Origin of the sequence: Jannaschia sp. M317 (genome assembly GCF_025141175.1) — a bacterium.
Lineage (GTDB): Bacteria > Pseudomonadota > Alphaproteobacteria > Rhodobacterales > Rhodobacteraceae > Jannaschia.
This window is the reverse complement of the sequence record NZ_CP081155.1, coordinates 2230000-2244374: the sequence shown is the minus strand read 5'-3', so window position 1 is coordinate 2244374 and position 14375 is coordinate 2230000. Positions and strand designations below refer to the sequence as shown.

Genomic DNA, 14375 nt, shown 5'->3' with positions numbered 1-14375 from the left:
CCGATCCACCCCGGACGTCGCGGTCCCGGATCGGCAAGGTCGCCCTCGCGTATGTTTGCACGACGCGGGGGCGGTGCGGCCCGGTCAAATGCACACGGACCGGGCCGCGACATCGTGGTTGTGAAACTTCTTCGGTATGCGACGGCATACAGTCTGGCATCGAGGCCGTCTTTGCGCTAGGGACGCGTCAGACACACCCAAACGAGGCCACCATGACCAAGATCAAGGTAGAAAACCCCGTCGTCGAGCTCGACGGCGACGAGATGACCCGCATTATCTGGGACTTCATCAAGCAGAAGCTGATCCTGCCCTATCTGGATGTGGACCTGCTCTACTACGATCTGGGCATCGAGGCCCGTGACGATACCAACGACCAGATCACCATCGACGCCGCCGAGAAGATCAAGGAAATCGGCGTCGGCGTGAAATGTGCGACGATCACGCCAGACGAGGCACGGGTCGAGGAGTTCGGCCTCAAGAAGATGTGGCGTTCGCCCAACGGCACCATCCGCAACATCCTGGGCGGCGTCGTCTTCCGCGAGCCGATCATCTGTTCCAACGTGCCGCGCCTGGTTCCGGGTTGGACCCAGCCCATCGTCATCGGCCGTCACGCCTTTGGCGACCAGTACCGTGCCACCGACATGAAATTTCCCGGACCGGGCAAGCTGTCGATGAAGTTCGTCGGCGAAGACGGCACCGTGGAAGAGCACGAAGTCTTCGACGCGCCGTCCTCGGGCGTGTTCATGTCGATGTACAACCTCGACGCGTCGATCATCGACTTCGCCCGCGCCTCCATGAACTATGGCCTCAAGCGCGGCTACCCGGTCTATCTGTCGACCAAGAACACCATCATGAAGCAGTATGATGGCCAGTTCATGATCCTGTTCCAGAAAGTCTTTGACGAAGAGTTCAAGGACAAGTTCGAAGCCGCTGGCATCACCTATGAGCACCGCCTGATCGACGACATGGTCGCCTCCGCGATGAAGTGGTCCGGCGGCTACGTCTGGGCCTGCAAGAACTACGATGGCGACGTTCAGTCGGACACCGTCGCGCAGGGCTTCGGCTCGCTTGGCCTGATGACCTCGCAGCTGATGACGCCGGACGGCAAGATCGTGGAGGCCGAGGCCGCCCACGGCACCGTCACCCGCCACTATCGCCAGCACCAGGCCGGCAAAGAGACGTCGACCAACTCCATCGCGTCGATCTTTGCCTGGACCGGGGGCCTGAAGCACCGCGCCAAGCTGGACGGCAACGCCCAACTGATGTCCTTTGCCGAGACGCTGGAAAAGGTGATCGTGGACACGGTGGAATCCGGTCACATGACCAAGGACCTGGCCCTGCTGGTGGGCCCGGATCAGAAGTGGCTGACCACCATGGGCTTCCTCGAGAAGATCGACGAAAACCTGCAGGCCGCTCTGTAAGATCACGGGATCGTTTCGGCCCCTGCGGGGCCGATCCGCCGGGGGCTTTGCCCCCGGACCCCCAGAGTATTTCTGCCGAGAAGAAACAGGGGCAGGCTGGACATCAGCCTGCCCCTTTTCTACGCCCGGTCCATGGCAACAGACACCGAACCACACCGCGCCCTGAGGCACAGTCTTTTGGAAGATGCGCAGGCCTTGATCCTTGGCACCGCTCTCTGCGCGCTTGGGGTGCAGCTGTTGACCGCGGACGGCCTGGTCACAGGACAGACCGCAGGACTGGGCGTCTTGCTAAGCTACGTGACGGATTGGTCCTTTGGCCTCTGGTTCTTTCTGTTGAACCTGCCGTTCTACGTGCTGGGTTGGCTTCGCATGGGTCCGGTGTTCGTGGCCAAGACCGTCATCGCGGTCACGCTGGTTTCGGTCATATCCGCCCTGTTGCCGCAGGCTCTGGCGATCGAAAGCCTGTCGCCCTGGGTCGCTAGTGCCTTGGCCGGAGCGGTGATCGGCATGGGGCTGATCGTGATTTTCCGGCACGGGGCGTCGCTTGGCGGGATCGGCATCTTGGCCCTTTGGGTCCAGGAAAGGTTCGGGGTGCAGGCGGGATGGGTCCAACTGGGGTTTGATGCGCTTTTGTTCGCGGGCGCGGCGCTGGTGCTCGATCCTTGGTTGGTGGCCGCCTCGTTGCTTGGGGCCGTGATCGTCAACCTCATCATCGCGGTGAACCATCGCCGCGACCGCTATATTGGGAGGTAGCATGCACTGGGTCTATCTTGTCCTGGCGATCCTGACAGAAACGGTCGGAACAACAGCGTTGAAGGCCTCGGACGGGTTCAGTCGGCTTGCGCCTTCGGTCGTGGTTGTGGTCGCCTATGCGGCGTCCTTCTGGTTGCTGGCGCTTGTGCTGAAGACGGTTCCGGTGGGCATCGCCTACGCCATCTGGTCAGGACTTGGCATCGCGTTCATCGCCGTGATCGGATGGGTCTGGTTTGGCGAACGCCTCGATACCCCGGCCCTGATCGGACTGGGTCTGATCATTGCCGGGATCATCGTGATGCAGGTCTTCTCTGGAACGACGGGGCACTAGGCCCCGGCGATCACCTGCTCTACCGCCGCCAGCGCGGCCTCGGCCTGGGCGATATCCGCGCCCCCGCCTTGCGCCATCTCGGGCCGGCCACCGCCACCGCGTCCGCCGAGCGCCTCGACCGCGGCCTTGACCAGATCGACTGCGGAAATCCGGTCCGTCAGATCCTTGGTCACCCCAGCTGCAACCGCAGGCTTGGCCCCGGTGTCAGCGATCAGGACAACGACGCCGGACCCAAGCATCTGTTTCTGCTGGTCGATCATCGGGCCGAGATCCTTGCCCGAGACACCGGAAATCACCTGAAGAACGGCCTGTATCCCGTTGATATCTTTCGCATCACCGCCCTGCCCCATGGCAGCCTCACGGCGCAGTTGCGCAACCTCGTTCTGCAGCTGCTTGCGCTCATCCATGAGCGCCTTGACCCTTGCACCGACCTCGTCGGGCTGGGCTTTGAACAGGTTGGCCAGCTCTGACACGCGCCGATCCTGGGCCCTAAGATGGTCCATCGCGGCCTGCCCGGTCAGAGCTTCGATCCGGCGAACGCCCGAGCTGCTGGCCTGATCGGCGAGTGCGACAAAGGCCCCGATTTCGCCGGTTCGGGTGACATGGGTGCCCCCGCAAAGCTCGATCGAATAGGTGCGCCCATCGCTGCCCTTGCCGGATCCGTCCAGCTTACCCATGGAAACCACGCGTACTTCGTCGCCGTATTTTTCGCCGAACAGAGCCTGCGCGCCCAGATCACGGGCTGCGTCCGGTTCCATGATCCGCGTCGAGACCTCTGTATTCTGGCGGATGAAGGCGTTCACATCTGCTTCGACCTTGGTCAGTTGCTCGGCCGTCACGGCCTGCCCATGGCTAAAGTCGAACCGCAGTCGATCCGCCGCGTTGAGAGACCCACGTTGCGCCACGTGATCGCCAAGCGCGTCGCGCAGGGCCTCGTGCAACAGGTGCGTGGCCGAATGGTTGGCCCGGATCGCAGAGCGGCGCGCGTGGTCGACCATCAATTCGGCAGCTTGCCCAGGGCGGATTTCGCCGTCCTCCACCTCGGCCACGTGTATGAAAACGCCTGCTGCCTTGCGCGTGTCGGTCACACGAGCGCGGCCCGTTTCGGTGCGGATCACGCCGGTATCACCGATCTGACCACCCGATTCCGCGTAGAAAGGGGTCTGGTTCACGACCACCGAGATGCTGTCGCCAGCTGCGGCCTTGTCCATCGCGACACCGTCCTGGACGATCGCAATGACCTGACCTTCGGCCACTTCGGTATCGTAGCCCAGGAACTCTGTCGCGCCATGTTCGTCAGCCAGATCCAACCAGATCGCCGCATCGGCCTGTTCGCCGGACCCGGCCCAGGCAGCGCGCGCGCGGGCCTTTTGCTCGGCCATGGCCGCATCAAAACCATCGGTATCGACGGAAAGGCCCTTTTCACGCAGCGCATCCTGCGTCAGGTCCAGCGGGAAGCCGTAGGTGTCATAAAGCTTGAATGCCGCCTCGCCGCCCAGCGTACCACCACCGGGGAGTTTGCCGACCTCGTCCTCCAACAGACGCAAACCACGGTCGAGCGTGGTGCGAAAACGCTCTTCCTCGCCGCGCAGCGTTTCCTCGATCAGGGCCTTGGCGCGGCCAAGTTCCGGGTAATGCTGCCCCATCTGCTGCACCAGCGCGGGCACCAGACGGTGCATCAACGGATCGGCGGCACCGGCCTGATGCGCGTGGCGCATGGCGCGGCGCATGATCCTGCGAAGCACATAGCCGCGTCCCTCGTTCGACGGCATCACCCCGTCCGCGATCAAAAAGGCCGTCGACCGCAGGTGATCCGCAATCACCCGATGGTGCACATTGTTCGACCCATCCGGATCCGTCGAGGTGGCATGGGCCGAAGCCTCGATCAACGCACGCATCAGATCGGTGTCATAGTTGTCGTGCTTGCCCTGCAGCAAGGCGCCAATCCGCTCCAACCCCATGCCGGTGTCGATCGACTGCATCTCCAGCGGGCGCATCGTGCCATCGGCGAATTGCTCGTTCTGCATGAAAACGAGGTTCCAGATCTCGATGAAGCGGTCGCCGTCTTCGTCAGGCGATCCCGGAGGGCCGCCAGGGATGTGGTCGCCGTGGTCGTAGAAGATCTCGGTACAGGGACCGCAGGGACCGGTCGGGCCCATGCGCCAAAAGTTATCGTCGGTGGCGATGCGGATGATCCGTTCGTCCGGCAGGCCAGCGACCTTCTTCCAGATGTTCGCCGCCTCTTCGTCGGTATGGTAGACGGTGACCAGCAACCGGTCCTTGTCGATCCCGAAATCCTTGGTCAAAAGCTCCCAGGCAAAGGGAATCGCATCGGATTTGAAGTAGTCGCCAAAGCTGAAGTTCCCCAACATCTCAAAGAATGTATGGTGGCGCGCGGTATAGCCGACATTGTCGAGATCGTTGTGCTTGCCGCCTGCGCGGACGCATTTCTGGCTGGTAGTGGCGCGGTTGTAGTCGCGGTGTTCAACCCCGGTGAAAACGTTCTTGAACTGGACCATGCCGGAGTTCGTGAACATCAGCGTCGGATCGTTGCGCGGCACCAAAGGGGAGCTGTCGACGGCGGCGTGGCCGTTCCGGGCGAAGTAGTCGAGGAACGTGGAGCGGATGTCGTTGAGGCTGGCCATGATCGTCAAATCCCTTGCGTGCGCAGGCTTCCTAGCCTCGCCCCGCAGGGCTGTCCACAGGGGGCGTTACGCGAAAGGGGCCGTCCCGTCGGACGACCCCTCCCAGGTATTCTCTCCGAGGTGCCGTCGCACCCTGGCGGGGATTGACGGCCCCATCCCTGAGGGCGACCGATCATCCGTCGAGGATATCGTCCTTGTCGTCCTCGCCCATCTGGAAGTCGAGACCGTGAGCGGCGCGAATCTTGTCCTCGATCTCCAACGCGATTGCGGGATTGTCGCGCAAAAATTGCTTGGAATTTTCACGACCCTGCCCGATCCGCTCATCGCCATAGCTGAACCAGGCCCCGGACTTGTCGACCACGCCCGCCTTGACACCCAGGTCCAGCAACTCTCCCATCTTGGAGATACCTTCGCCATACATGATGTCGAACTCGACCTGCTTGAACGGCGGCGCAACCTTGTTCTTGACGACCTTGACGCGGGTCGCGTTGCCTACAACCTCATCGCGGTCCTTGATTGCGCCGATCCGGCGGATATCGAGACGGACCGAGGAGTAGAACTTCAACGCGTTGCCGCCTGTCGTCGTCTCGGGCGAGCCGAACATGACGCCAATCTTCATCCGAATCTGGTTAATAAAGATAACCATGCATTTGGACCGGTTGATCGATCCGGTCAGTTTGCGCATGGCCTGCGACATCAGCCGCGCATGCACACCGACGGAACTGTCGCCCATGTCACCCTCAAGCTCGGACTTGGGCGTCAGAGCGGCAACCGAATCGACAACGACCAGGCTGACTGCGCCCGAACGAACCAGGGTATCCACGATTTCCAGCGCTTGCTCGCCGGTGTCAGGCTGCGAAATCAGCAGCTCGTCAAGGTTTACACCCAACTTCTTGGCGTATTGCGGATCCAGCGCGTGTTCGGCGTCGACAAAGGCGCAAACACCACCCTTTTTCTGCTCTTCAGCGACCGAATGCAGCGTCAGCGTCGTCTTGCCCGAACTTTCGGGGCCATAAATCTCGATGATACGGCCCTTGGGCAGACCGCCGATGCCAAGCGCAATGTCCAGGCCCAGCGATCCAGTCGAGGTGGCCTCGATATCGGCCATCTGATTCTGGCCCCCGAGCTTCATGATGGAGCCCTTGCCGAACTGTCGTTCGATCTGCGCCAGCGCGCTATCCAGCGCCTTCTGTTTGTCAGCGTTCTTTTTTTCAGCCATGTCGAGAAGGTTCGCCGTTGCCATGTGATCCGCCCTTGTTACATGCTGCCGCAGGGGCGGCAATCGTGGTTTATGTTCACGTCCTGTTCTAGGTTTTTGTTTTGATACAAAAGCAGAACATTTGCAAGCCCGATCCGGGGCATCCTCAGGCTAGCGCCGTCGGGGTTAAGAAAAGGTTACCGGGCTGAGGGATCAAGGAAGGCAGGAACATGTTGGTTTTCTGGAAGCAGCGCTTGGTGTTGCTGGCTGTTCCCAAGACAGGGACCACGGCGTTGGAGGCGGCTTTGGCCCCGATGGCGGACGCGGCAATCATGAACCCACCGGGTCTGAAACACTGCAACGTTCGCAAATACAGACGAGAACTGTCCGATTTCTTTGAACAAAAGGGCCGCCGTCCGCTGGATCTGGTAGCGGTCATGCGGGAGCCGGAGGACTGGCTGGGCAGCTGGTTTCGGTATCGCCAGCGCGCTGCCTTGATCGGGCAGCCGAACTCGACCGCTGGCATGGGTTTCGACGCGTTCGTGACGGCCTACCTCTCGTCGGAGCCACCCGATTTCGCGCAAGTCGGAGCACAGGCAAAGTTCCTGCAAGGGGGCGTCAACCACCTGTTCCGGTATGACAGGCCCGATGACTTTCTCGCTTTCCTGACGGAGCGCTTGGGCCCCTTGCCCGGCTTTGCGCGCCGAAATGTGTCACCACCTGGCTCAACCAACCTTTCCGAACCGCTCCGCGACAGGTTGCGGTTGGAACGGGCTGATGATTTCGCGCTCTGGCGGAGTTTGTCTGACGATCTGTGACGACCGTCAGTGCAGGGCTCTGTCGACGGTGCGCGTGAGGTCCGAAAGAGAGAAGGGCTTCGGCAGAAACACCGCGTTCGGGACTGGCTGACTTGTCTCGGACAGGGCATCCTGGGCGTAGCCGGACATGAAGACCGTCCGCACTTTCGGACGGTCCTTCAGCGCCTCTCGGACCCAGCTGGGCCCGTCCATACCTGGCATCATCACGTCCGTCACAAAGAGATCGATCTCAAGGCTCTGATCGGTCAGCACGTCCAGCGCATCCTCGGCGCAGGCCGCCTCCAATACAGTGTACCCACGCAAGCGAAGCGCGCGGGACGCGAAGGCGCGGACAGGGGCCTCGTCCTCGACCAGCAGCACGACCTGGCGCCGGTCCGAAGGCTCATCGTCGGTCGCGTTGTTGCCCTCCCGTGTCTCGGCGACGACGCGCGCGATGATATCTGTGGGCAATGTCTCCGCCGGCTCAGTGGACAGGATATCTGCTTTGCCTTGGACGCCACCAATTGCATGCGCCTCGCGCTTTGCCTCAGGCAGTGGGGTCGCCAGATCGGGCTGCTCCGACCCCGTCAAAGGTGACAGGGAGACGCTATCCTCGAAGCCGGTGGCCGCCAGGCTGTCTTCTTTTGGGACGGAAACCAAAGCTGGCCGGCGGAGCGCAAGGCGCGGCGCATCCAGGGAGTTGGCAGGTTGTTGGTCGCTACGGACCTGACCTGCGTCGCCGTCGGCCGGGAAATAGAGACTGAAACAGGCCCCCTCGCCCAGAATGCTGTCGGCGAAAATGTAGCCACCAGACTGCTTTACGATCCCGTACGCCATGGAGAGGCCAAGTCCCGTGCCCTCGCCCGGCCGTTTCGTCGTGAAGAACGGCTCGAAAATGCGGGGCAGTTTGTCAGGTGGAATGCCGTTGCCCTCATCGCGGACTGAGACGACCACGTACTGACCGGCGGGCACGGTGACCCTGTCGCGCGTCATCGGCTTGTCCAGATAGCGACACTCGGTCTCGATCCGGATTTCGCCGCCGTCGGGCATCGCATCACGGGCGTTGACCACAAGGTTCATCAGCACCTGCTCCAACTGCCGCCGATCCCCCCTTATCGGGATCAGCGCGGGGTCATGGTCCAGCCGCAACTGGACCCGTTCCCCGACAAGACGGTTCAAAAGGTGCGTCAGGTCGCCCAAGGTATCGCGCAGATCAACTTGCTGCATTTCCAGCGTCTGTTTGCGCGAAAAGGCCAGCAGTTGACCCACCAACGCCGCGGCGCGGTTTGCGTTCTGAGTGATCTGGGTCAGGTCGGCATAGTCTTCGTCCCCTTCCCGGTGACGCAGCAGCAATAGATCACAATGGCCTGAAATCGCTGTCAGAAGGTTGTTGAAGTCATGGGCGACACCCCCCGCAAGCTGACCGATGGCCTGCATCTTCTGACTTTGGACGAATTGCGCCTCCATGGTCTTGAGCTCTGTTGCGTCGTTGAGCACCGCGATCAGGCCGCCGTCGCCATCCTCCAACGGGCGGCCCAGCGTGATCTGCAGGAACGTCTCGGTCGAAGCAGCCGAAACGCGCACGATTTCCGGCCGGTACAGACCGCGCCCGGCGGCGGCCTCGCTCACCCATTCGCGCACGGATCGTCCAAGTCCTTCGACCATGGCGGCCAGGCGAACCTCTTCCTGCTCGGCGGCTGCAGGCAGCAAATCACGCGCGGGCCGATTGGCGAAGACCACGCGTCCTTCGGCGTCCAGCCGCAGCAACGCGACCGGCAGCGCGTCGAGCGCAACCCGACCATCCGCTGCCTCACCCACCGGAATCACGAAAACCTCTTGCCGGCCATTGACCGCGCCGGACAGCACGACGCGCACCGTCTCCCATCCGTTTTTGGTTTGCAGGCGGTTCACGAAACCGTTGCGCAATGGCACGTGTTCAAACACGTCGCGCAGACGTTTGGCCCGCCGTCCCAGATGGCTGCGAAGAACCTCGTTCATGAACAGAATCGTCCCGCTGGATCCAAAGGTCAGCATCGGCAAGCCGATCCCGTCGCCACCACGCGGGGCGCGTTCCACCAGATCCTCCAGCCGCCAGAGATAGCCGCCCGGGATACGGTGCAAGGCCAGCCTTACGTGGCCGCGACGGGTCACCACATCCTCGCGCGCCGAAGCACCGTCCTGTGCGGCGGCACGCAGGCGGTGCACGACGGCATCCGGATTGGCAAACAATGTCTGCAACGCTCGGGACATCGTCACCTGCGCCTGGCTTCCGAACCGATCAAGCGCGGCGCGGTTCTGTGCGAAAATCGCCCCCTCTTCGTCAGTGCAAAAACCGGGGGCGCTATCGTGTTGGAGGAAATCCATCACGATCCGCAGCCGCCGCCGTGCCAGAATCCGACCCAAGGCCAGCAGACCGTGCATGCCGATCACGATCACAAGACTGGCCACGGCCGCGGCAAGCAAAAGCGCCTGAACCTCCGTCCGTTGGGTCGCAAAAGCCCCCACCAGTGCAGCAATTCCCAAGGCAAGCAGGACCACGGTCCCGGTGCGCAATCGGCGCGGATTGATAATAGTTTCGCTCACACGCCCCCGCCCCATGCGGCCCGATATCGGGCCCTACCACCACAGATTCGATGCCCATCTGTATCTACCGCATAGGTTAAGGCGGCGTTAACAGCAGTAGAACGGAAGGCTAACACGCAGGCCCGGAACAGCCCTAGACCTTTCGCAAAACAGACAGAAAGAAGCCGTCAGCCCTGTCCAGTGGCGTGCAGCGCCAGCGCAAATCCTCCTGCAGGGAGGGATGCCGCGACAAGGCGGCGGCGACTTGGGCGTCATTCTCCGAATCCAGCAGAGAGCAGGTCATATAGGCCAGCCAGCCACCCGGTCGCGTCAACGCGACGGCGCGGTCCAGGATCTGTGACTGCAGCGCGGTCAGCTCGTCCAGCCTGTCCCGGGTCAGCCGCCACTTTGCCTCGGGCGCGCGGCGCCAACTGCCGGATCCGGTGCAGGGAACATCGAGGATCACGCCGTCAAACGGCCCCTCTGCCTCCGGCTCGATCGTCTGTGCGATATGGACCCCGGCGCGGGCGGTGCGCGCGGGCAGATCGCGCATGCGGCCTGGGTCGATATCATGGGCGGTAACGTCGTCGGCGCCACGCGCGGCCAGGGCCAGGGCCTTGCCTCCACCGCCGGCACAGAGATCTAGGATGCGCTGCCCCCTTGGATCCGGCAGCCGGTCGATCAGGGCCTGCGATCCGGCGTCCTGCAATTCGAACAGGCCCTCGAGAAAGCTGGGCTTGATGGCCAAACCGCGCACCGGGCCCTCCACCTCCAGGGCGGAGGGGGACAGGGGATGGGGACAGGTCTCGACACCTTCTGCGGCCAGACGGGCGCGCAGGGCGTCACGGTCGATCCGCACGTTGTTGGCGCGCAAGATCACCGGGGCACGGTCGCGCAGCGCCGACAATATCGGTCCGGTGGTATCGGCCAGGGCGTCGCGCATCAGCGGCAGCAACCAATCGGGGCAATCCAGGGCAATCGCCTCGGGCGCGGGCCCGGGTTCCGGCAGGGCATCCAAAGCGGCTGGCGCGTGTCCCTGACCTGTGAAAAGCCCCTCCGGATCAATTCCTTGCGTCCGCAGCAGCCCAGCCATCAGGGGACGGGCCTGCATCGCTTCGGGCGGAACATCGCCCAAACCACCTGCCCAGGCGGCAGAGCGGAGGCGACGCAGCGCGTCAAAGACGTGATCACGCACGGCGGCGCGGTCCTTGGACCCGGCATAGCGGCTGCCACGGGCCCAGGCCGTCAGCTCCCGCTCGGCGGGGGCACCGGCCAGGACAGCCTCCAACACCTCGATGGCGGCTTGAACGCGCGCACCGGGCGTCATGCTGCCACCTTGGTGAAACCGTCACCGGCGCGGGTGAGACGTGCAAAACTGTCGGGGCCCAGGACATGCCCGCCCGAAAACCGCAGGCCACCGCGCGCAATCGTGGACAGCGCGGCCCAGCGGCTGGCGCGGGCCTCGGCCGGGTCTTCGTCGTAGGTGACGCTTACGTCCGGATCCGCGAGCTGCAGGGCCTCTGCGTGCAGAATGTCGCCTGCGATCACCAGGTCGGTCCCAACGCACAGGCCGATGTGTCCCGGTGTGTGTCCCCGGATATGACCGCGGCCAGACGGGGCCCAGACCGACAGACCCGGACAGATCACGGCCCCTTCCTCGACCGTGACGACGCGGTCGCCATAGGCCCTCAGGAACCGCGCGCCGGTGCGGTCCTGGGCCTTGGCCCAGGCGTCCTCGGCGGGGTGAAGCAGGATTTCCGCGTTCGGGAAAACCGCCACGTCCCCATCCAGCGCACCACCGCAGTGGTCGCCATGCAGATGGGTCAGGACCAGGCGGGAAATGTCACCCGGCGCAATCCCCAAGGCGGCAAGTCGGCCGGGCAAGGCCCCGCCTTGCGCGCCCATCTCGGCCCCGCAGCCAGCGTCGATCAGCGTCAAGGCACCGTCGTTCCCCCGAAAGAGAAAGGCGTTGAACGCAGCCTCCGGGGCCGTGGCCCCCGCCGCGTCCAGCCTGGCCGCGATCTCTGCTCCGGTCAGGGGTGCGAACACCGCTGCCGGAAAGGTGACCGCACCGTCCCGGAGACACCAGAGCGCCCCGTCCGCCCCCGTCACAGGGGCGGCGACAATGCCCTCAGCTGGCACGGTAGTTCGGGCTTTCGCGGGTGATCTGAACGTCATGGACATGGCTTTCCTTCAGGCCCGCGCCGGTGATCTTTACGAACCGGCAGGATCCGCGCATGTCGTCGACCGTCGCGCAGCCGGTATAGCCCATCGCCGCACGCAATCCGCCGACCAGTTGGTGGATCACCGCGCCCGCACTACCCTTGTAGGCCACCTGCCCCTCGATCCCTTCGGGGACCAGCTTGTCCGAGGCGGCGTCCTTCTGGAAATAGCGATCCGCAGACCCCCGTGCCATGGCGGCCATCGACCCCATGCCGCGATAGGATTTGAACGACCTGCCCTGATACAGGATCACCTCTCCCGGGCTTTCGTCCGTGCCCGCGATCATCGAGCCGACCATCGCGCAAGAGGCGCCCGCCGCAATCGCCTTGGCGAAATCGCCCGAGAACTTGATGCCGCCGTCCGCGATGATCGGCACGTCCCCTGCCGCCGAGGCGCTGTCCATGATGGCCGTCAGCTGTGGCACACCCACACCCGCGACGATCCGCGTGGTGCAGATGGACCCGGGACCGATCCCCACCTTGACCGCATCCGCACCTGCACCGATCAGGGCGCGCGTCCCTTCGGCGGTGGCGACGTTGCCCGCCACGACCTGCACGTCGTTCGACAGACGTTTGATCCGGTCGACAGCGATGCCCACGCCTTCGCTGTGACCGTGCGCGGTATCGACCACGATCAGGTCGCAACCCGCCGCGATCAACGCTTCGGAGCGCTCAAACCCCGCATCGCCCACAGTCGTCGCAGCGGCGACCCGCAGCCGGCCCAGGTTGTCCTTGCAGGCCTGCGGGTTCAGCACCGCCTGTTCCAGATCCTTGATCGTCATCAGACCGGTCAACTTGCCGTCCTTGTTGACGACCAGCAGCTTTTCGATCCGGCGCGCGTGCATCAGGCTGCGGGCTTCGGCGATGTTCACCGGCTCCTGCACCATGGCAAGATCGTCAGAGGTCATCATCGCATGCACAGGCGTCGCGTCGTCGGTGGCAAAGCGCATGTCCCGGTTAGTGACGATGCCGACAACGCGTCCCTCGCGCACGACCGGGAACCCGGTGATACGATAGCGTTCCTGCATCGCCTTGGCGTCGGCCAGGGTCTGATCCGGGGTCAGGGTGATCGGGTTATAGACCACCCCGCTCTCGAACCGTTTGACCCGGCGCACGGCTTTTTGCTGGGTTTCGATGTCCAGATTGCGATGGATCACACCCATACCGCCCGCCTGGGCCATGGCAATGGCCATGCGCGCCTCGGTCACGGTGTCCATGGCCGAGCTGAGCAGCGGGATGTTCAGCGCGATGGATTTGGTGACCCGCGTGCGGGTGTCGGCAGTGCCGGGTAGAACCTGGCTTTCAGCAGGAACAAGCAGAACATCATCGAAGGTCAGGGCCTCACGAATCTCCATCGGGTCTCTCCGGGTGCGGGATATCGGTTGGCTCCTTCCTGTTTCACGCGTCCGCCGTAAGGGCAACCCCGCGCGCGCATCCGGTCAGGCGGCGACGATGCGCGTCCCATCCCGGGCCGCGCGCGGATTTCGGGGCCTCGCCCCGTTGCACAGCGGACGGCGCGACACGGTCCCGCGCACCGGTATGATCCGGCGCGCGATCACCCGCGTCGCAGATTACGGACAGCGCAACCGTTATTCAGGTGGCGCGATCAGCACATCACAGGGCACATGCACGGCCAGATCCTCGGCCGTGGCACCAAGCAAGAGCCGCGCGATCCCGCTGCGGGCGTGGCGGCCCAGGGCGATCAGATCCGCCTCGCCTGCCTCGGCGCGTTTGTGCATCACATGTCCTGCCGGGCCGACCACCAACTCGCACCCCATCGCAGGGCCGCCATCCGACAGCTTGACCGCCTCGCGCGCCATCTCAGAGGTCAACTGCTCCAACGCCAAAGGGGAAACCGTGCCGCCCGTCTCAAAGGCATAGGGCACGCCCGCACAGGCGTCCTGCCATGCGTGGACCAACGTGATCTGTGCCTCAGGGGCCAGCCTGCGGGCCAATGTCGCCGCCGCCGCGCTGGCGGGCGAAAAATCCCAGCCGACGGTGATCTTGTCATAGGGCACCTCTGTCCGGCCCGTCGCGACCAGCACCGGAACCTCCACCCCGCGCAGCAGACGGGTCAGGGTCGGTGCGCCCAGGATCTCTGCCAGGCCCCGGCTGCGGTGGGTGCCCAGCACCACAAGATCCACCTTTCGATCGCGCACGATCTGCGGCAGCAACCGGTCCAGATGTCCGGCCTCGACCAGGACGGTCACGGCAAGATCGACCAGCACCGCGCTTTCGCCGATCATGGCGCGCAGCACCGTTTCCGCCTCTTCGCAGCGGGTCTGGAGCAGGGCCCCGGGCAGGTCTTCGTCCACGACATGCAGCACGATCAGATCGGCCCCTTCCTCTGCGGCAAGGTGGGCGGCGCGCAGGACCGCGCGGTCGGATCGGGCGCTCAGGTCGCTCGCAACTAGGATCGTATTCATGGCAGCCTCCTCGGGTTGTT

Annotated in this window: 11 protein-coding genes; 4 read left to right on the top strand and 7 right to left on the bottom strand. The window is 63.9% G+C overall.

Annotation, left to right across the window (positions count from 1 at the left end; genetic code table 11):
• Positions 1-212 precede the first annotated feature (212 nt).
• The 3 genes from K3551_RS11465 to K3551_RS11455 all read left to right on the top strand — a co-directional run bounded on the left by K3551_RS11465 (position 213) and on the right by K3551_RS11455 (position 2505).
• Positions 213-1421, top strand: a complete 1209-nt coding sequence (locus K3551_RS11465; RefSeq protein ID WP_259913310.1) for an NADP-dependent isocitrate dehydrogenase — start codon at positions 213-215, stop codon at positions 1419-1421.
• Positions 1422-1553: 132 nt separating this feature from the next.
• Positions 1554-2174, top strand: a complete 621-nt coding sequence (locus K3551_RS11460) for a YitT family protein (protein WP_259913308.1) — start codon at positions 1554-1556, stop codon at positions 2172-2174.
• 1 nt (position 2175) lies between these two features.
• Positions 2176-2505 carry a multidrug efflux SMR transporter gene (locus K3551_RS11455; protein WP_259913306.1) on the top strand — a complete coding sequence of 110 codons (330 nt, stop codon included), beginning with the start codon at positions 2176-2178 and terminating at the stop codon, positions 2503-2505.
• Here K3551_RS11455 and alaS read toward each other — a convergent pair.
• Together alaS and recA are read right to left on the bottom strand one after the other, a co-directional pair.
• Positions 2502-5150, bottom strand: coding sequence for an alanine--tRNA ligase (alaS, locus tag K3551_RS11450; protein WP_259913299.1), 2649 nt, complete (start codon positions 5148-5150; stop codon positions 2502-2504). The genes K3551_RS11455 and alaS overlap by 4 nt on opposite strands.
• A 172-nt stretch (positions 5151-5322) precedes the next feature.
• Positions 5323-6393, bottom strand: a complete 1071-nt coding sequence (gene recA, locus K3551_RS11445) for a recombinase RecA (RefSeq protein WP_259913298.1) — start codon at positions 6391-6393, stop codon at positions 5323-5325.
• A gap of 185 nt (positions 6394-6578) precedes the next feature.
• On the opposite strand from recA, the gene K3551_RS11440 reads away from it, so the two are divergent.
• The gene (locus K3551_RS11440) at positions 6579-7166 is read left to right on the top strand and encodes a gamma-glutamyl kinase (RefSeq protein WP_259913297.1); all 588 of its coding nucleotides are present in this window, start codon (positions 6579-6581) and stop codon (positions 7164-7166) included.
• 6 nt (positions 7167-7172) lie between these two features.
• Here K3551_RS11440 and K3551_RS11435 read toward each other — a convergent pair whose 3' ends face one another.
• The 5 genes from K3551_RS11435 to K3551_RS11415 all read right to left on the bottom strand — a co-directional run bounded on the left by K3551_RS11435 (position 7173) and on the right by K3551_RS11415 (position 14355).
• Positions 7173-9728, bottom strand: a complete 2556-nt coding sequence (locus K3551_RS11435; RefSeq protein WP_259913296.1) for an ATP-binding protein — start codon at positions 9726-9728, stop codon at positions 7173-7175.
• Positions 9729-9861: 133 nt separating this feature from the next.
• Positions 9862-11034: an RsmB/NOP family class I SAM-dependent RNA methyltransferase gene (locus K3551_RS11430; RefSeq protein WP_259913295.1), complete on the bottom strand. Its 1173-nt coding sequence runs from the start codon at positions 11032-11034 to the stop codon at positions 9862-9864.
• Positions 11031-11849, bottom strand: a complete 819-nt coding sequence (locus K3551_RS11425; protein WP_259913294.1) for an MBL fold metallo-hydrolase — start codon at positions 11847-11849, stop codon at positions 11031-11033. The genes K3551_RS11430 and K3551_RS11425 overlap by 4 nt, the downstream gene beginning before the upstream one ends.
• The gene (gene guaB, locus K3551_RS11420) at positions 11839-13284 is read right to left on the bottom strand and encodes an IMP dehydrogenase (RefSeq protein WP_259913293.1); all 1446 of its coding nucleotides are present in this window, start codon (positions 13282-13284) and stop codon (positions 11839-11841) included. The genes K3551_RS11425 and guaB overlap by 11 nt, the downstream gene beginning before the upstream one ends.
• Positions 13285-13518: 234 nt before the next feature.
• Positions 13519-14355, bottom strand: a complete 837-nt coding sequence (locus K3551_RS11415; RefSeq protein ID WP_259913292.1) for a universal stress protein — start codon at positions 14353-14355, stop codon at positions 13519-13521.
• Positions 14356-14375: the final 20 nt, after the last annotated feature.